The sequence below is a fragment of the Microcoleus sp. Pol12B3 genome (assembly GCF_036701355.1).
In the GTDB taxonomy this organism is placed as follows: domain Bacteria; phylum Cyanobacteriota; class Cyanobacteriia; order Cyanobacteriales; family Microcoleaceae; genus Microcoleus.
This window is the reverse complement of record NZ_JAUBQS010000022.1, coordinates 12100-31311: the sequence shown is the minus strand read 5'-3', so window position 1 is coordinate 31311 and position 19212 is coordinate 12100. Positions and strand designations below refer to the sequence as shown.

At 49.0% G+C, this 19212-nt stretch carries 9 protein-coding genes; 3 read left to right on the top strand and 6 right to left on the bottom strand.

Features of this window, described 5'->3' with window-relative positions; genetic code table 11:
* Window positions 1-103: 103 nt before the first annotated feature.
* Window positions 104-931 carry an SWIM zinc finger family protein gene (locus tag QUA53_RS13310; RefSeq protein WP_333097393.1) on the bottom strand — a complete coding sequence of 276 codons (828 nt, stop codon included), beginning with the start codon at window positions 929-931 and terminating at the stop codon, window positions 104-106.
* A gap of 229 nt (window positions 932-1160) precedes the next feature.
* A complete protein-coding gene (locus QUA53_RS13305) occupies window positions 1161-4514 on the bottom strand; it encodes a DEAD/DEAH box helicase (protein WP_333097395.1) in 3354 nt (1117 codons plus the stop codon).
* 455 nt (window positions 4515-4969) lie between these two features.
* Between QUA53_RS13305 and QUA53_RS13300 the strand changes: the two genes are divergently transcribed.
* The 3 genes from QUA53_RS13300 (at window position 4970) to QUA53_RS13290 (ending at window position 8097) form a co-directional block, all read left to right on the top strand.
* Window positions 4970-7123: a polyribonucleotide nucleotidyltransferase gene (locus QUA53_RS13300; RefSeq protein WP_333097397.1), complete on the top strand. Its 2154-nt coding sequence runs from the start codon at window positions 4970-4972 to the stop codon at window positions 7121-7123.
* A gap of 376 nt (window positions 7124-7499) precedes the next feature.
* Window positions 7500-7715, top strand: a complete 216-nt coding sequence (locus tag QUA53_RS13295) for a hypothetical protein (protein WP_333097399.1) — start codon at window positions 7500-7502, stop codon at window positions 7713-7715.
* A 4-nt stretch (window positions 7716-7719) separates the two neighbouring features.
* Window positions 7720-8097 (top strand): hypothetical protein, encoded by a 378-nt coding sequence (locus tag QUA53_RS13290; RefSeq protein WP_333097401.1) that lies wholly within the window; start codon window positions 7720-7722, stop codon window positions 8095-8097.
* Window positions 8098-8159: 62 nt separating this feature from the next.
* Here the strand turns inward: QUA53_RS13290 and QUA53_RS13285 are convergent, their stop codons facing one another.
* The 4 genes from QUA53_RS13285 to QUA53_RS13270 all read right to left on the bottom strand — a co-directional run bounded on the left by QUA53_RS13285 (window position 8160) and on the right by QUA53_RS13270 (window position 19137).
* Window positions 8160-9449, bottom strand: a complete 1290-nt coding sequence (locus QUA53_RS13285) for a Rid family detoxifying hydrolase (protein WP_333097403.1) — start codon at window positions 9447-9449, stop codon at window positions 8160-8162.
* Window positions 9450-9714: 265 nt separating this feature from the next.
* Window positions 9715-15030, bottom strand: coding sequence for a response regulator (locus QUA53_RS13280; protein WP_333097405.1), 5316 nt, complete (start codon window positions 15028-15030; stop codon window positions 9715-9717).
* Between the two features lie 51 nt (window positions 15031-15081).
* Window positions 15082-15984 carry an HNH endonuclease gene (locus QUA53_RS13275; RefSeq protein ID WP_333097407.1) on the bottom strand — a complete coding sequence of 301 codons (903 nt, stop codon included), beginning with the start codon at window positions 15982-15984 and terminating at the stop codon, window positions 15082-15084.
* 57 nt (window positions 15985-16041) lie between these two features.
* Window positions 16042-19137 carry a methyl-accepting chemotaxis protein gene (locus tag QUA53_RS13270; RefSeq protein ID WP_333097409.1) on the bottom strand — a complete coding sequence of 1032 codons (3096 nt, stop codon included), beginning with the start codon at window positions 19135-19137 and terminating at the stop codon, window positions 16042-16044.
* Window positions 19138-19212: the final 75 nt, after the last annotated feature.

The window sequence follows — 19212 nt, the reverse complement described above, 5'->3', positions numbered from 1 at the left end:
CAAACTCTCGTTCCAGCAGAGAGGGACTCAAGAATAAAATTGGTATTAAAGCCTGATTTTTATCCGCCATATTCCCTAGTATCATCTCTGCGAATAAATTATGTTAATCTCCTTCGCTCCGTTTCAGTGCTGCTAAAACTGCTTGCTGGCTAACTGCTTGGTAGATTTTGCTAAAATGCTGATTGAGTGCATCAGATGCAGGGGAGGATTTGCTAGCGGTTCCTTTTCCGTCGGTTGCGATGGGAATGGGGCCTAAGATATCTAATACTGTTTCGCTGCTGGGCGGCGGTACAATGACTACTAAAGATGATTCTAGCTGCTGGTTGTATTCCCAAAAGCGATCGACCTTCGGCAATTTAGAATTCGCTGTGGGGGCATTTTCGCCGGAGTTGAGTTGGGAATTTTCCTCTCCTTGCGTACCTCGTCTCTGACGGAGTGCTGTCAAGATTTGCTCTTTGGTTCTCCCCCGCAGTTGAAAGAGTACGAAGGGGTCTTCACTGAAGCGATCGCCCAATAAGTAGTATACTGCACTGATGTGTTTGCAAGGGTTTTTGGGGTCAGGACAGCTACAGCGCGATCGAATATCAGATAAACTTAACGGAAAGAGCGTTTTGCCGGCGGCCGCAAATACATCCTCAATATTGTGTGGCATTTCTCCTGCTAGTAATTTAGCTGAAAACACTGCTCTTTGCGACATATTTTCAATCACATAATCCCAATCTTCATCAGTCAATGTATCGAGTCCTAAAGAAACTTGATAGGGTTTGGGATCGGTTCCTTGAACTATGGCAATTACTTCTTGATTTGGAAATTTAATGCTGAGAACTTTACCCTCGCGCGCGTATTGCCAGCCACGTTCTAAGCGCTTTTTGAAGCGGTAGGTATTTATTAAATCTAACCACTGTTGTGTCCACCATTCTCTGTCAATCATAAGCCGAAGGAAGAAGGAACAAGGAAGAAAGAAGAAAGCTTTAGTTATCTAGGAGAGAAGGAAGAAAGCTTTAGTTATCTAGGAGAGTCAGAAACCTGGTTCTTTACGGAAAAACAGGACTCTAACCTTTAATCCTGGTAAAAAACCAGGTTTCTTTGGTCAGAGTGTGTAATTCCTCTGATTTTTGAGAACTAAAGTCCTCACGAGAAACCGAAGAAAATTAAACACATTATTCTTCTTCCGTTTCTATAATAGCATTGCGATCGAGGATGAGTAAATTGCGAAGTTGGTCTGTATCGAGTTCGGTGAGCCAGTTTTCGCCGGCGCTGACAACTTGTTCGGCTAGAGCTTTCTTACTTTCGATCATATCGTGTATTTTCTCCTCTAACGTACCAGTGCAGACAAATTTGTGGACTTGCACATTGCGAGTTTGACCGATGCGAAATACGCGGTCAGTTGCCTGATTTTCTACTGCGGGATTCCACCATCTATCATAGTGGAAAACGTGGGTGGCTCTGGTTAAGTTCAAACCTGTGCCGCCCGCTTTTAAAGATAAAATCATAATCGGCGGGCCTTGAGGGTCGTGCTGGAAGCGATCGATCATTTCTTCCCGCTGCTGTTGCCGAATTCCTCCGTACAAGAACAAAACTTCTCGCCCTAAATGCTGTTCTAGATGCGGTTTCAGGAGTTTTCCCCATTCGGCAAATTGAGTAAAAATTAAAGCCCGATCGCCCTCAGCGATCACCTCTTCTAACATTTCCACCAACCGCTGCAATTTCCCCGATTCCTGACTCTTAATCCCCAATTCTTTCGGCTTAGCTTCTGCTTTCACAAGAGCCGGATGGTTGCAAAGTTGCTTGAGTTTTACCAGCAAAGCCAGAATCATTCCCCGGCGCTGAATACCTTCGGCTGACTCTAATTCAGCTATTGACTCTTCGACTATTTTCTGATATAATACCGCCTGTTGATTTGCCAGCCCACAAAATACTGTCATCTCCTGTTTTTCGGGCAAATCTTGGATGATTTCTTTGTCAGTTTTCAGGCGGCGGAGGATGAAAGGCCGAACGAGCGATCGCAAAGTCTGCAATGATTCCCTATCTCCGTATTTCTCGATCGGAATTGCAAATCGGCGCTGAAAGAAATTGCGCGGCCCCAAATATCCGGGATTGAGAAACTCCAAAATAGACCACAATTCTTGCAGTCTATTTTCCACCGGAGTTCCCGTCAGCGCAATTTTAAAAGATGCCTCGATTTGCCGCACCGCTTGCGACTGCTTCGCCTCGGAATTTTTAATATTTTGCGCTTCATCTAAAACCAATCCTTGCCATTTAATTCCTTGAAATTCCTTCGCATCGCGAAATACCAGCGCGTAACTGGTAATGATTAAATCCTTTCCCTTAATTGCCGTCGCAAATGCTTTGCCTTTAGCGCGTTTGTCTCCGTGGTGAACTAACACTTTCAGCGTCGGGCCAAATTTCTTGACTTCGCGCTCCCAATTGCCCAATACTGATGTCGGACAAACCAGTAATGTTGGCGCTTCTAGAGAATCTTGTTCCTGTAAGTGTACGAGGAAAGCAATTAGCTCGATCGTCTTACCGAGCCCCATATCGTCCGCGAGACAAGCACCCAAACCCCAGCGTTCTAAGAATGCTAACCAGCCTGCTCCTAGGGCTTGATAAGGCCGCAATTGTCCTCGGAAACTAGCCGGAGTTGCGATCGCACTTACCGCTTGATTATCGCTCAAAGTATTCAACAATTCCTGAAGTTGACCCGTAGCCTCAAAATTCACCACAGGCAATTTTTCGATCATCTGAGAATCGCCCGACGCCAAACGCAAAGCATCTTCCAAAGAAAGAGTCATTTGCTCTTTGCGGCTGGCAAAAAAAGTTTGAGCCGCTTTCACATCCGGCGCGCGCAACTCCACCCACTCGCCGTTAATTTCCACCAAAGGCGAATTCAACGCGATCAATCTGTCAAATTCTGCCTTAGAAATGCGCTGTCCGCCGATCGTCAATTCCCACTTAAAATTTAGCAGACTTTGCAATCCTAACCCGCCTTTCGCCGGAGTCACTTTCGGAGTTTCCGCTTGAATGCTCAAACCCAAACGACTCGCCCAACCATCCGTCTTTGTCAAACTCGGCGGCAAAACTACGCCCAACCCGCTATCAGCAAACCGCCAAGCTACAGACTTAATAAACTCGTAAGCTTGCAGCGGATTTAATTGGCAAGATTGAGGTCGCTGGGCTTGCAAACTCGGTTCAATTAACGGATAAAGTTTCGAGGCTAAACCCAAGCCGCTGAGCAAAGTTTCTTGAGGCAATTCTATTGTCCGCCCCGCATAAGCCAAACGCTCGACAGAGTTGTTCCAAACAGTTGTCGCGTCAACCAAAAATTCGGTTTCATCTGCTGCTTGCAAGCAATAATTTAAATTCCAGCTTGCTTTACCGGGCGCTGGTGGTATGAGTTGAAAGCAAGTGCGAAATTGACTTTGTTGAGATAATTGATTTTGCAGCGGTGCAATCCAAGCACTCAGCTTGGTTGCCAAGTTTTCCAATGCTGCTGTTTCTACTTGAACTATCCCAGATTCCTGCTGCAAAGCTTGCAGCCACTCGCGCACAGGAGAAACTGCTTTAATGTCTAAAGTAGAGCTACCAGCAGATCGCACTTGACTATCTACAATACTACTCAAAAAGCCTAACACCAATTCCTCCGCCCCCATCGGCAAATCCACCGCTAAAGGCAATTGACTGGATTCTTCTTGCTTTTCCCCTCTTCCTTCTTCCCTCTTCCTTCTTCCTTCTTCCTTCTTCCTGACATCCGTTACATCCGTTACAGAATCCGTTGCCGAACTTCCTTCTTCCTGCGATTGATATGTTCTGCAAGCCGTCGGCATTTGCTTGACAAAAGTGGCGAGGCGGAGTGTATCTGTAGAACTATCTAACAACGGTTGCCATTTGGCAATAGCAGAACCGTCCGACTGTTTCTCTAATCCAGGCAAAAATTTGCATCTTGCCAACAAATCCAAACTCCACCTAGCAATATGAGACCAAAAACGCAAATCTGAGCCGACAAAAGAGTCTGGTTCCGTGCTGTTAAGCGGTAGTGATTGCAAGAACACAAAAGCTGCTTGAGGGTTGAGACAAAAACCCTCGACTTGCCAGGGATAAAGGTAAATTTCCTCGGTTTTAGCGGGTTCCTCAAGTGCTGCTGCTGAGTGCTGCGGCATCAGATTTGTGTTCGATTCTGAGATTTGGGTGGGAAGTGCGATCGCCCGAATTTCCTTTTGAATTGAGGAGTCTTTGGCGGGAATTTCTGCGTTTTGAGTTTTGGGCGATCGCCGAGTTTTTTTGCTTTTATCCGGTGGAGTTTCTGCGGTTTCCGGTAATTGCCAATCCAGTTTTCCCGACTGCTGCAAGGAATTTAGGAAATTCTTAAATTCCGATTCGGTCATTGCTAAGGGATGCGGTAAATTTATCCCAGATTCTATGATTTCAATTGCCTCTATTTTTCGCCAAATTTCTCCCCAAATAAATAAGCAACTTTTTTCATTATCTAGGAGCCAACTGCCGTGTAAAATTGCCATCTTTTTTACCCTGATATTTCTATTTAAGTGCGAGGTTGACTACAGCATTTATATGGGCTTTATGAAAATTTTATTTAAAACAAACCAAGGAAATTTTGACCGAGATAGGAATTAGGTAGAACCTGTATATTTAGGTACTTATGGCACACCTTACCGCTTATTCCCTGACCTAGATAACTAAATCCCTCTTCCTTCTTCCTTCTTCCTTCAACGTCCCAATTCCCAAACGAAAATTCATCGTACCATCTATGGAAGGCGTTTAGCCGACGATCGACCGAAGCATCGACCCCAGACAGCAAAAAATAATTTTCGAGTATAAATGCTCATAAGCCAGACGCAGACAGTCGATCGCGAGGCAATTATCCCTGTCTTTTGGGGTCGGACTCTCAAACATCCTGTGGTAATGTTACGATCCCGACAGAGAAAGAATGTGGTAGATAAGGAAGCAGTGCTACATGGTAGAGATAGACAAGTCAATATCCTTCGATGGACGGGATATTAGACTGAAGATTGGTTTACTAGCGCCTCAAGCAGGCGGTGCAGTTTTGATTCAGTCAGGTGACACGGCGGTTTTGGTGACAGCGACTCGATCGCAGGGGAGAGAAGGAATTGATTTCCTGCCCTTGTTGGTGGATTACGAAGAGAGACTCTACGCTGGCGGTAAAATTCCCGGTGGATTTTTGCGAAGGGAAGGGCGTCCCCCGGAAAAAGTGACTTTGACTGGCCGTTTGATCGATCGACCGCTGCGTCCGCTATTTCCAAGCTGGCTGCGAGATGACATCCAAGTTGTAGCCACAACGGTTTCGATGGACGAACAAGTGCCACCAGACGTTTTGGCGGTGACGGGGGCTTCGGTGGCGATTCTGCTGGCGAAAATGCCGTTTTACGGGCCGATGGCGGCGGTGCGAGTCGGTTTGGTAGGAGACGATTTCATCATCAACCCCACCTACAGCGAAATCAAAGAAGGCGAGTTGGATCTCGTGGTAGCCGGTTCTCCTGATGGAGTAATCATGGTAGAAGCCGGCGCCAACCAATTGCCGGAACAGGATATCATCGAGGCGATCGACTTCGGCTATGAAGCAGCCTGTGACTTGATTCAAGCCCAGCGCGAAATTATGGCGGAATTGGGCATCGATTTGGTGGTAGAGGAACGGCCATCGCAAGATTCGGCGCTGGAAACCTTCATTCGCGATCGCGCCCAAGAACCCATCCGCATCATTTTGTCAAGATTTGAAAAAGACAAAACAATACGGAATGCAGCATTGGACGAAGTTAAGGCAAATGAAGTCGAAGCTGCGATCGCCGAACTCCCGGAAGAGGACCCGGTAAAAGTAGCGGCCACCGCCAACAGCAAGGCGATCGGCAACGTTTTCAAAGACGTTACCAAAAAAATGATGCGGAAGCAGATCCTCGAAGATGGCATCCGTGTAGACGGTCGCAAGCTAGACGAGGTGCGACCCGTTTCTTGTCGCGTAGGCGTGCTGCCGTCGCGAGTACACGGCTGTGCGTTGTTTAATCGGGGCTTAACCCAAGTCTTGTCCGCAGCTACCCTGGGAACCCCAGGCGACGCCCAAGACTTAGGAGACGACTTGCACCCGCAGCAAGACAAACGCTACCTGCATCACTACAATTTCCCGCCGTTTTCGGTAGGAGAAACCAAGCCGATGCGATCGCCCGGACGCCGAGAAATCGGTCACGGAGCCCTCGCAGAACGCGCTTTGCTGCCGGTTTTGCCATCCAAAGAAGATTTCCCCTACGTGATTCGCGTAGTTTCAGAAATCCTTTCTTCCGACGGTTCCACCTCAATGGGTTCAGTTTGCGCCTCAACGCTAGCATTAATGGATGCAGGCGTTCCCCTTTCCCAACCCGTCAGCGGCGCGGCAATGGGCTTAATTAAAGAAGGCGATGAAGTCCGAATTTTGACTGACATTCAGGCAATTGAAGACTTTTTAGGCGACATGGACTTCAAAGTAGCCGGTACCGACACCGGGATTACTGCTTTGCAGATGGACATGAAAATCAAAGGTTTACCCTTAGATGTGATTGCCACCGCCATCCGCCAAGCCAAACCGGCCAGACTGCACATTTTAGAAAGAATGCTGTCAACCATCGACACTCCCCGCAAGGAAATGTCGCCGTTTGCACCGCGTTTGCTAACCCTGAAAATCGATCCAGAATTTATCGGTTTGGTAATTGGGCCTGGTGGCAAAACGATCAAAGCCATCACCGAAGAAACCGGTGTCAAAATTGACATCGAAGACGACGGAACCGTGACAATTGCTGGCAACGACAGCGAAAAAGCTCAACGGGCTTACAACATTGTCCAAGGCATGACGCGCAAGTTGAATGCAGGAGACGTGTATGTCGGGCGCGTAACTCGAATTATTCCGATCGGCGCTTTTGTGGAAATTTTGCCAGGAAAAGAAGGAATGATTCACATTTCGCAGTTAGCGGATTACCGCGTTGGCAAAGTGGAAGACGAGTTAGCTGTAAACGATGAAGTGATTGTCAAAGTGCGAGAAATTGACAATAAAGGTCGAATTAATTTGACCCGCTTGAATATTCATCCCGACGAAGCGGTAGCCGCCCGCGAAGCGTTGAATAAATAGTTTACGGTTGGTAATTGGTAATTACTTATAGAGTAATTGCTAATTGCTAATTGCTAACTGGTGATTAGTAATTGCTAATTGCTAATTGAGATTAAATCTGATTGTTTCAGATTGATTTGGGAGTAGGTGCGCGACAGCGACAGATCGACAAAAGTGCGATCGGCTGTAGAAGTTAATAAAGTCGCGCACTTTACCCTCGGCGGTTGAAACCGCAACTACATAAATGAAGTCCCAGCAGAGGGGGACTGAATAAAATATAAAGTATGCTTAGATAGTTACTATAAAGGATATGATCTAGGCTTGTAAACCGCAGACATCGCAGGTGAAAATAGCAGGTAGGATTTTCATCAGCGTCTGTAGAAAAACGCAGATAAAGATGACATTAAGACCTCGCTACGATCCAGACGAGAATATTAGCCGTCATAGTGCAACTGATCCAGAGAAATGCGATCAAATGGCCAAGCGTCAGGGATGGGAATTAATCCGATGGGAAAAAACAAACGCTTCGATACTTAAGGTTGATTGTGTCTTTGAAGGGTTGACAGAGTTTCCACCGAGTCCATACGAACCCGAACACGAGAGAAAGGAATAAATCAATGCCAAAACGGTTGATCATTTTCAAAACAGAATCGCTTTCTTCCCCTGGATGGGAGGAGAGATTGCTTTCCCATACAGGTGCTCTCACGAGTATCCTAGCAGAACACTACGACTACTCAAACAAACCTCTGCCTAAAACGGGCGATCGCCTGCGAAACTTTGCCCAATTTAAGGAGAGTGCAGATCCTAAATCCCCTGCTGCGAGCACTCACGTTCGCTGGGGAGATTGGGAGGTTTCGCGCGTAGAGGAGTACAGACCTGAAATTCCGAATGCTGAATACGACTGTTTAGCGGTGTGTTACTGTTGCTACTCACCCATTGATCCCGAATGGAAAGAATTGCCGAAGATTCAAGTTTCCCAACTGCAAAAACATTAAAAAAACATAATATCCAGATGCCCGACTTCTTCAAGATGTCGGGCATCTAAAAGAAGCTCAAATCAAATAACAGCAATACAGTCAATTTCAACTAACACATCTTTCGGCAAACGCGAAACCTCCACACAAGCGCGCGCCGGTGCAGTTTCCGCATCAAAATATTTCGCATAAACCGCATTCACAGCGGCGAAATCATTCATATCTTTGAGGAAAACCGTAGTTTTTACCACATCCAACCAAGTAGCGCCCGCTTCTGTGAGAATGGCTTCGAGATTTGCCATAACTTGTTCGGTTTGTTTTGCCACATCGTCGGTGTAGACAATATCGTTTAGTCTAATGTCGATCGCAATTTGACCGGCTACAAACAGCATAGTGCCCGTAGCGGCGATCGCTTGATTGTAAGGGCCCACGGGTGCCGGTGCTTTGTCAGTACGAATAATTTTGCGCGTCATAGATGTTACCTTTTGGGATGATTTTTCCGAAGTTTCTGGCTGGTAGAGTTCTGCGTTAGAGGTTTCTGGCTCGTAGATTTCTCCATCGGGCATTATAGCACCAGTTAAGTCTGCATTTTCGATATTCCAGCCATAGGTTATTGCGTCAGTTAAGTCTGCCCTTTTCAAGTTGGTTCTACTTAAATCTGCTCTACTTAAATTTGCTCCTCGCAGATTAGCTCTTTCTAGATCCGAGCCTTGCAAGCAAGCTTTTTTAAGGTTAGCTTTTGCCAAGTTTGCCACACTTAAATCTACATTTATCAACTTCATTCCTGACAAATTCTTTTCGGGCAATTTGACTGCCCTAAGTTTAGAACCGTTGATATTTTTTGCCTCTAAGAGTTTTACACCACTTAAAATTGCAGAAGTTAAATCTGCTTGAATTATGTTGGCTTCAGTCAGATTAGCGTTAGTCAAGTCCGCTCTATTTAAGTCTGCGTGAAACAAGGAGGCTCTACTTAAGTTAGTAGCGGTTAGATTTGCACCACTCAGATTTGCCTTGTCAAGATTAGCATTAGTCAAGTTGGAACTACTCAGATTTGCTTTACTCAAATTTGCACCGTTGAGTTCTGCTAAACTTAGATTAGCTGAATCACAACGTATTCCACTCATGTTTGCACTTGTCAAGGATGCCCGACTCAAATTAACAGCGTAAAAAATCGCATTTGTTAGGTTTGTGCCACTCAAATCAGCCCCAGTCAAATCAGCACTTTGTAGGTCTATCCCACTCAGGTCAGCACCTTTAAGGTCTACCCCACTTAACTTTGCATTCGGAAATTTACGTTCGCCTTTAGCGTATCTTTCTAAAAGTTCTTTAGCATCCATAAATAACCTCGATCGCCCTTCCGCTACACCCCACATCCCCAGCCTACCACCAAAACCGAAAGCGCGATCTAAATCCGCCTCAATCCATTTTCATCTGCGGTCAATCAACTCCCTTTTTCAACCGCAGATAAACACAGATAAACGCCGATAAATTATATCAAATTCGTCCTTCCTCGGAATCATCGCTCTCTCTGTTCTCTTTCTCTGCGTTCTCTGTGTCCTCTGCGGTTTAATCATTCCGATTTCATCTGCGGTTAACAAATTACCATTTTTCAACCGCAGAGAAACGCAGATTTACACATTACACACCAACCGGAGCACCAACAACCTCACCTTTCAACATCCGAGAAGCAGCATCAAGCAATTGCTCCTCCAAATAAGGCTTAGTGAAATAGCCCTTCGCGCCCAAACTGTAAGCCATTTGGCGGTGTCTGTCAGCACCGCGAGAAGTTAGCATCGCGATCGGCAATTCACACAAAACCGCATCCTTCTGCATCCGAGAAAGTAGTTCCAAACCATCCATTCTCGGCATTTCAATATCGCAGAAAACGATATCGCAAGGCAGACCAGATTTCATCTTTTCCCAAGCTTCCTTACCGTCGCGAGCTTCTTCCACACGATAGCCAGACTTCTCGAAAGTAATCGACAATAGCGATCGCACCGTAATCGAGTCATCCACAATCAGCACAGTCGGCTCAGTCTTCTCGATTTCCGCCTCCTTAGTAGCCTTCTCGCTCTCATCCCAAAGCGTACCGCCAGTGTCCTTACGCAGCCTTCCGGTAGCCAAATCGATCAGTTCCAGAACGTCCGCAATGGCCACGATCCGACCGTCTCCGAGCACCGTCGCACCCGCAATCCCGATCGGCTTCGGCACCGGCCCTTCCAACGGTTTGATCACAATTTCCTGTTCCGTCGAAACCTGATCCACCTGCACCGCCAAGAAATTGCCAGCAGACCGCAGCACGATCACCGAAATCATGTCATCGTCAGTATTAAACCCGTAAACACTGCCCCGACCCAAATGGCGGCTGTAAGCCAGCAAATCCCGCAGCGGCCGGAACGGCAAGCTTTGACCCCGCCACTCAATGCAAGGCAAACCGTCCGCCCCCGTCGTCACCTGATCGCGAGGCACATCGATCATATCCTCCACCCCATCCATCGGGAAAGCAATGCGAGCGCGATCGCTAATGCAAGTCAGAGCCTTAGAAATGCTCAACACCAGAGGTAAACGGATGGTAAACACAGTCCCCTTGCCGATCGTTGAATCGATCGACACAGTGCCGCGAATTTCCTGCAAGGAAGTCTGCACCACATTCATACCGACCCCCCGGCCGGCGTACTCCGTCGCCTGTTCCTGAGTGCTGAAACCGGGCATAAACAGCAAATCGTAAACTTCCGAGCGAGACATCCTCTGAGCCTGAGCCGCCGTCAGCATACCCTGCTTAATCGCCTTCGCCTTCACCCTTTGCGGGTCAATTCCCGCCCCGTCGTCAGAAACCGAAACCACCGTTTGGTTCCCTTGGTGGAAAGCGCGAATCGTAATCCTGCCGACAGCAGGCTTCCCAGCCGCCAGACGCACCTCCGGCGGTTCGATCCCGTGAGTAATGGCATTGTTCACCAAATGAGTCATCGGGTCATAAAGCTGATCCACAATCATCTTGTCGATCAAAATCTCCTTACCCTCAACCTGCAACTGAGCCTGCTTGCCGCACTTAATCGCGATTTCCCGCACCGCCCGGAACAGCCTGTCCGTCGTCTCCGCAAACGGCTTCATCCGGGCGCGAGTCAAACCTTCTTGCAGTTGAGTCGTGACTTGCCGCAGTTGGCGAGTCACCTGATCGGCCTCATCCACCAAAAACTCAATGTCCGCCGCCGACTCCCGCACCCGCACGATCAGCTCGATAATCTCCTGAGCCAAACTGTGGAAAGGAGTAAACCTGTCCATTTCCTCTGGTCTCCAGGCACTTTCCCGCGTGTGGGCCGAATCCTCAGAGCGCCAGGCCGATCGGTGTCCCTGACGGTTTGCCAGCAAAGCAATCTCCAAAAGACTCCGCTCGTAGAAATCCTGAGTCCGCTGGCTCACATCGCTCAGCAGGGCCACCTGGTGCAGCAAATTGTCCAAAAACTGCCGCATCCGTTCTTGGTCTTGCTCCAAACTGTTGCGGTTTACCACCAGTTCCCCCATCAAATTGCTGAGGTTATCCAGTTGCTTGATCGGCACCCGCATCGTTTGGTCGCCGAACCCGCCCGCGCGCATATTGCGCCTGGGTCTGTTGATCGCCGACGGCCCGATATTGCCTTCCCCTTGGCGGCCGCTCTCCTTGGGATCTTCCAGCAGTTTTTCCAAATCGCCAAATTCGTCGTCGCTCTCCTCGGCAGCAGCGCGCGAAGCTTTACTGGCAGTTGTCGCCGGTGCAGGAATTTCCGGCATAGTTGCGCTCTCGCTGAGGAGCTCTTCGAGATCCGAGAAAACTTCTGTATTTACCGGACTCTGATTTGTGCTCCCAGAAGCTGCTATGACAGCGACCGCACCCCCTGCAATTAACAGTGCTTCTAAATCGTCAAAATTGCCTTCGGCATCCTCATCGCCTGATTCGCCCTCGGCAAAAAAGTCTGCCAGCGACCCCTCTTCCAACTCCGAGGAATCGGCCTCGCCCGACTCGTCCTCAGCGTCCCAAAAGCCCGTCGTCAGTTCCGAAGTCACCAGAACCTCAGCATCGATCGAATCCAACAAATCATCAAAACCCTCCAACTCTTCGCTGTTGAGAGTAGCCCCGTTTTCCATCGCCGAGAGCAAGTCAGCATCGCCATCAAACATACCATCAAGAGATTCGGCAGGCAGCGGCTCTAAATCGGCACTTAAAAAATCCGTTTCCAGGGCATCAAACAAATCATCTTCGCCCTCCGACTCCCCGGCGCCATCTGTTTCGGCTCGATCGAACAAATCCGCACCCACCTCGTCGAACAAACCCTCGGGAGGTTGGGCAGACAACTCCTTCACATCCACAGCCGCGCCGTCATCTGGCGCCGCTCCAGCATCTGGCTGCTGCACAATGCCTTCCCCAAACATATCCTCCAAGAAATCGAAAGCTGCGCCCTCATCAGATTCGACATTGGAAATTTCCGACTCAGGACGATCGTCGGACAAAGCCCCAAGTTCAACCTCTGCTGAATTTGCCAAGCCTCGGTCGGAAACAGCCGCACCATTGTTCTCGAACAAACTCCCCAAGTCGCCCTCATCAACTCCCACATCCGCACTCAGCAATTCTGAATCCCCATCATTGGGCCAACCCCCGCGGGCTTGCCCCGAAGCTTCTCCGTCATACTCGGTACCCGTAGGTACAGAACCGAACAGCTCAGCCAAATCCGCCGCTTCTCGGGAAGTAGCCGCTCCTTGCCGATCCCGCACAGTCTGTTCATCCTCAGAAATCGAACCCGAGGTCATATCCCCAAACAGCGCATCTAAATCCGTATCGTCCAGCTCCAGGTTGAGCGATTGCACAGACTCGTCTTCCAGGCCGAAAGCATCTTCTAGCCAGTTTTCATCCGCAGAGATATCTAAATCAGAATTTGATGTCATGTTAAGAACGTTGCCCATTTCCTCATTTTGTGGGATGCCCGCAGCTTGATCTCGATCGCCCCCGTTCTCCCCACCTTCGTCTTCTGAAGAAAGGAAATTAGAAGTAATCCCCAACAGCTCGCTCAAATCCGAGTCCTCGCCAACCTCAGAGAACAAGTCGAAATCATCCATTTCAGGGAGAGCAGACGCTTCGGCATCCGCTGAATCATTATTGCCCCCCCCTGCTGCAGGCTCCTTCGATCCTGCGTCGAAACCCTCCGATTTCAGGGAGTACTCCGAAGAGACTGTTGGCACACCCGTTGCCTCAGATAAGCCTAAATCGCCGAACAAGTTATCGAAATCAGCATTGTCCGTACCACCAGCAGAAGTTTGGGCAGCCACTTCGTCCAAAAGCGTACCGAGAGCATCTTCGTCCGCTTGTCCCCTGCCAGGGGCAACCGTGTCCTCTCGCCGCTCCAAACCCCCCTTACCGTTACCCGTTTTAAGTTGTTTGCGAGTTAACCGCTGGCTCGAACCGCCATTTTTCTGACCTGCAGCTACTGCCGATCCCTCTGCCTCTTCTCCAAACAGCAAATCCTCCCCAAACAAACTCGTCAGGTCATCAATCGGAGGCTTTGTGTTCGTTTCGGAAGTTTCCGCATCGTATTCGTCAAACAACAAATCAGTAAAATCGCCGGAATTGTCATCATCGTCTGACCCCAGCATTCCCGCCGCCGATATCCCAGAAGACTGTGCGTAGTCGAGGTCTTCTTCTTCTTCCCAAGCGCCGTCGAGTTCCGGGGACTCGCCGTCAAACAAGTCAGCTAAAGTGTTGAGTTCTGCCGCGCCCACTTCCGGGCCAGTGCGGGTCGAGCCTCTAAAAGCACCCGTCTCCATATCCGAGTCTGCGAAGGCGGAATCCTCGTCGAACTGGACGGATCGAATGCCACTGTCTTCGTTGCTGTCGCCACTGTCGAGTTGGTCGAACAGCTCGTCTATACTCAGCCCAGAAATAGTCGGCAGCAACTTGTTCAATCCATCCGCGGCATCGCCCGATCCCACCAGATCCCACGCCTCATCCTCAACCGAAACCACATTTGTCCCGGATTTACTCGGTTGAGCGAAGGCCAGCAAATCTTCAAAATCCGTTTCTGGAACCAAAACAGCCGGCTGCAGCGCCAGAAGTTTTGCGCTTGGTGCGATCGAGGATTCTAGACCCGAAATTACCAGTTCTTGCGCTTGTTTGATGTCTTTGATTACCGTTGGGGCTAAGGTACGGTAGCTATTTTCTGGGTTGGCGATCGCCTTTGATACAGTTTTGATCAATTCTATCCAGCAGGGCAGTTCAAATTCTTCCCCTGCCCTGAGCAAATTCCGACAAATATTCTTGAGTTGTCGCCTGCTTTCTGGCCCCTCGGGCTGTTTGAACTCTTGCAGGAGTTCCCGCATCCTCGCCGGCACGTCTGAGTCAAATACTAGCTGCAGCGCGCTGTCTTCTGTTGCTCTGGCATCAGGTGCGTAAACTGACCGCGAATCCGGAATACTCCTTGATGAGGCAAACGCCCCGACTCCCATCCCGGCCATAACTGGTTCGGGTACTGACATGGCGTAGCTCTCGTCTCCATGGTGTTCTCCGTGTCCAACGAGTCCCCCCAAGTGTCCGTTGAGTTCTTCAAACACGGGTTCTAACTCTCGAACCATCTGTTCTCCCAATTCTTCTGTCAGTCCAAAAGGCCCCGACAGTTGCTCTAAGAGCCCTTGCAATGTGTCAAAAATTCGCAGAAAAAGGGACTCTAGCTGTTGGTCTACTTTAACGCTGCACTCTTTTAAAACTTTAAAACTATCTTCTAGTCGGTGAGCTGTTTGCTGAATGCTGGTCAGCCCCAGCATTGCTGCTCCTCCTTTGACAGAGTGAGCGGCCCTAAATACTTCGTTGACCAGTTCTGGGTCTTCGATCGTGGTTTGCAGATTCAGCAAGCCTTGTTCGATCGTATTGAGGTGGTCTTTTGCCTCCTCAATAAAGTAGCCCATTATCCTCTGTTGTTGCTCCGGCAGCATAGTTTTATTCCTGATTTTAAGCGTTATTGTATTGGGTCTATGTTAGTAGTTCTAGAGAAGCTCTCTGTATATCTCGCCCCTTGCCAAGAGAATAATCTGACTGCGAGATATGGCAAATGTCCTGGCTATTTTTGCTTTCGATATGCCCTCACTTAAAAGATAGCGAATCTGCTGCAATTGTTCTGGTTTGAGTTTGCGGTTAGGACATATCTTGCCTGGAACGAAAGGAAAGCGGTTTTTTTCTATAGCATCGCGGGAGTTATCGGCGGGGGTTCCTTCCCACAAATGGTCGGGATTGATACAACCGCGATCGTCGCAACTGTGGCACGCAAAATAACCGGGTTTTACAGGTCTTCCCAGTTTGTGTTCCAGTACAAGTCTGTGGGGATAGAAACTTTGATTTTTCCCGTTAATCTTAATAGTTTTCACCGAGTAACCATCACTTCTTTTAGCCAACGTACAAATCATGCAGCCATTCGGCTGTATTTCAGCCCGAATGCCGGGAATTATTTCTATCCCTCGCACTTGTTTTTGAGGTTGAGGAGCCGATGTACTTCCTACATCTTTAATCCGTCCTTTCTTAAACCTATCTTGAGAATTTTTAAGTCTAGAACCTTCCCATAAATGGTTGGGATTGATGCAGTTGCGGACATCGCAAGTGTGGCAAGCAAAGTATTCCGCTCTAATCGGACGACCTAAAACATTTTTTAATACTAAACGGTGGACAGTAAACGTTTTCCCTTCACCGTTAATCAGAAGTCTTTTGGTGGCATAGCCCCTGGTGTTTTTTGAGATGGTACAGATAATACAGCCCGTCGGCTGAATCTCACCAAATATGCCAGGAATTACTTCTACTATGTTGTCGTCCATCTGTGCAACTCCTACTTCCTTTAGGTGTTGAATTAGCAGCCCCGCAGCGGTTTTAAGACTGCGAGGTTGCTTTTTGTATGCCATTCTTGCCACACAAAGGTAATTGTAAATCATGCCGCAAAACAAGCATTAGATAATTGATTATTGTCTTTCTGCTGTTTCTACTCGGAATCTTTCTACCGATGTCAAAAGGTCGCGAGCAACGCCCACCAAATTTTGCAAAGCACCAGAAACTCGCTGCGCTTCTTGGGACGTTTCTTGAGCAGTTAATTCGACAGCCTGCATCACACTGGCGACCGCGCGAGCTGTTTCGTTTTGCTCTACAGTGTCGGCAGTAATCGATCGCACTAACACGTCAATTCGGTTAGTTACTTGAATGATATCTTCAAGCGATCGCTTCGCCTGTTCTGCCAATTTTGTCCCCTCAATAACCTGCTGCGTCCCTTCTTCCATCGCCGTCATTACCGCGCCGGTTTCGCTTTGAATTTGCATCACGATCTGTTCGATTTCTTTCAAAGACTTAGCCGATCGGTCTGCCAATTGTCGCACCTCGTCTGCCACGATCGCGAAACCCCTGCCCGCTTCCCCAGCTCTCGCCGCCTCAATACTGGCGTTGAGGGCCAACAAGTTCGTCCGGGAGGCGATCGTCGCAATTAAAGCCACAATCTTAGAAATTTCTTGAGAAGCTTCCGCCAACCGCTTGACTTTTCTAGTGGTTTCTGCTACCGTTTCTCGGATTTCTAAAATCCCGGCCACCGTCCGCTCCACAGCTTCGCCCCCTTTCAGAGCCGTTGCCGCCGCGCCCCTGGCCACTTCTTCCGCCTCTCTAGCGCTCTCTGCGACCCGCTGAATCGCGTCGGTGAGGACTTGCACCGAATTGAGCGTTGCCGCCAGTTCCTCAGCTTGCCGCAGCGCGTCGGAAGACAAATCGCCCGCAAACTTAGCACTATCTGTAGCGCCTTTGCTGACCTCCCGAGCCGCCTGCTTCACCTGATGGACAATTTCGCGCAGATTTTGAATTGTCAAGTTAAACGAGTCAGCCACAGCACCCAAAACGTCTGCGGTCACTTCCGCAGTCACCGTCAAGTCGCCCCGGGCAGCTCCTTCCACGTCGTCTAGCAAGCGAATCACTTGGCGCTGCAAGTCTTCTTTTGCCTGTTCCTGCTCGTCAGACTTGCGCCTGGTATCGCTAATCGTGGTTTGGATGACCTTCGCCATGTGGTTGAATTTAGCAGCCATTTTGCCAAATTCATCTTCCGAGTAAACCGTAGCGCGAGCATCCAAAGTTCCTTGAGATACGGCATCGAACTGAGCTTGCAAATTATCCGAGGACTTGCGTACCTGCTTGGCGATCAACTGGCCGATGCCCCAAGAAGTTAAAAAGCTGGTAAAGCCTGCGGCTGCGGTCATTACCCAGCCTGTTTGGCGCAGGTAAACGATCGCCTCCGGTTTGTCTTGCCGCAGAGCTTGATAGGAGGCAATGTTGGTGACGAAAGCCACAGCTACCAGAGAAACCAGTCCCGCCCCGATTGCCGTGTACAACTGTTTTGTAAACAAAGGGGCATTTTCCAAGAAAGCCAGTCCCCCCTGTTCTACCGTTACCGAAGTATCGAGCGCTTCTGTTTCGGTGGGAGAAAAAGTCGGCACAGACGCATCAGCCGGGCCGCTTATGCTAAATATTTCGTCATCCCGAATTGCTGAGCCATCGCTGTTGTCAAAGTCCAGGCTGCTGCCGGTCGTCCCCATCATTCCGCTGGTCGAGTTGCCGAAATTGGTGTTACCTCTAGTCAGGATCGAACTCGTGGCATCTTCTGAGATATCAAAGTCCGGCAAATTGCCCAAATCGTCAAACTCGTCAAATTCGTCTAAAAAGTCGCTGTGTTCTTGACCGTTCCCTGCTTTTGACGACCAGCCACTGTTGTTCTTGTCGGACGCGCCGAAAGCTGTCGCTTGTTCGTTTTCGTCGAAAGAGAAAGAATCGCTAAAAGCGTCGTCTTCAAAAGCATCTAACTCGAAGTTGTCTCTAGAGCTAAATGCCGGGGGTTCCGAGTCGCTGTAACCGTTGCTGTTGGCGGATGCTGGATCGACTGAATTAAACTGTCCCCGGCTCGACCTTTGACTTTGAGAGTTGGGGACAGCACCTCCCATCAACAGCGTTTCGTCTTCCGCCAGCGAATAGTTTGACGAGTAGTCCGAACCGTTATTCGGCTGTTTGTTTTGAGGTCGAGAAGACCCAAAACCCGACGAGGGCATCGCCTCGGCAAACGGGTCTTCCTCTTCTGCCAGAGGTGCGTTATGACCGTAATTTTGGCCGCTCTGGGGCGGGGATTGGTAGTCGTAGTCGGAGTTATCGTCGAATTCGTCCGGCAAATCGAGCCCAGCAAAAGGTTCGCCAAAATTGTCCGAGGGATCGATGGGGGAGTCTAGTTGGTTTGAGTCGAAGGAATTCCCGGTTTCTGAAGAGGCAAAACTTTGACCGTTGAGCATCTGAGTCGGAGCTTCGGAAAACGAATCTCCTGAGTAAGGTGGGCTTTTCCCAGACGCTTTGCTGCTAGACACCTCAGCAGCATCAAACTCTCCATCATCTAAGGCAAAAGGGTCTCCAAAGCCCGAGTCGGCAAACTCGTCTATGTCGTCTAGCGAGTCGGAGGTCTCAGCATAAGCTGCCATTCCGCCGCTGTCGCCACCAAACGGGTTAGAATGTGAGGCTAAATCTGGGACTGAGCCTGCGCGATCGTCATCTTCTGCTTCCCACCCCAAGCCACTCATGCCTAAGTCGGCCAAGTCCTCGTTTTCCATGTCGTCTGGGGATTGACTTGTATAGGAAAGGGATTGTGAATTTCCTTGGAAAAGTCCCAAATCCGGGTCTTCTAACCCTTCATCAAGAGATAAGTCTGGGTAGAATTCTAATTCAGTTTCAGCAGACAAAGCCTCGAAATTTTCCGTTTGCAGTTCTCCAGATAAAAATTGGTCTGTGTAGGTAATTCCGTTGTGAGCGTGTTCCACCAAACTCGGGTCATCACTCAGGCCTAGCACAACCGTGTACTGTTCCCGCGCCACCTCATACTGTTGCAGCCCGTAGCAGTAAATGTGTCCGCACAGCAGGCGAGCGCTGGGGTCTTCGGGAAAATCTTCTACTAATTGATAAACTAGGGCTGCGGCTTCGGAATAATTGCCATCCATGTAGGCCGCTTCTGCCCGTTGGTAGTCCTGCTGAAAGTTGGTACTTGTTGCCATTTGCCGCCCTCTTTGGATTTTAGATTTTAGATTTGAGATTTTTGATTTTTATCTTGAATTGAATGTTTAGATGCG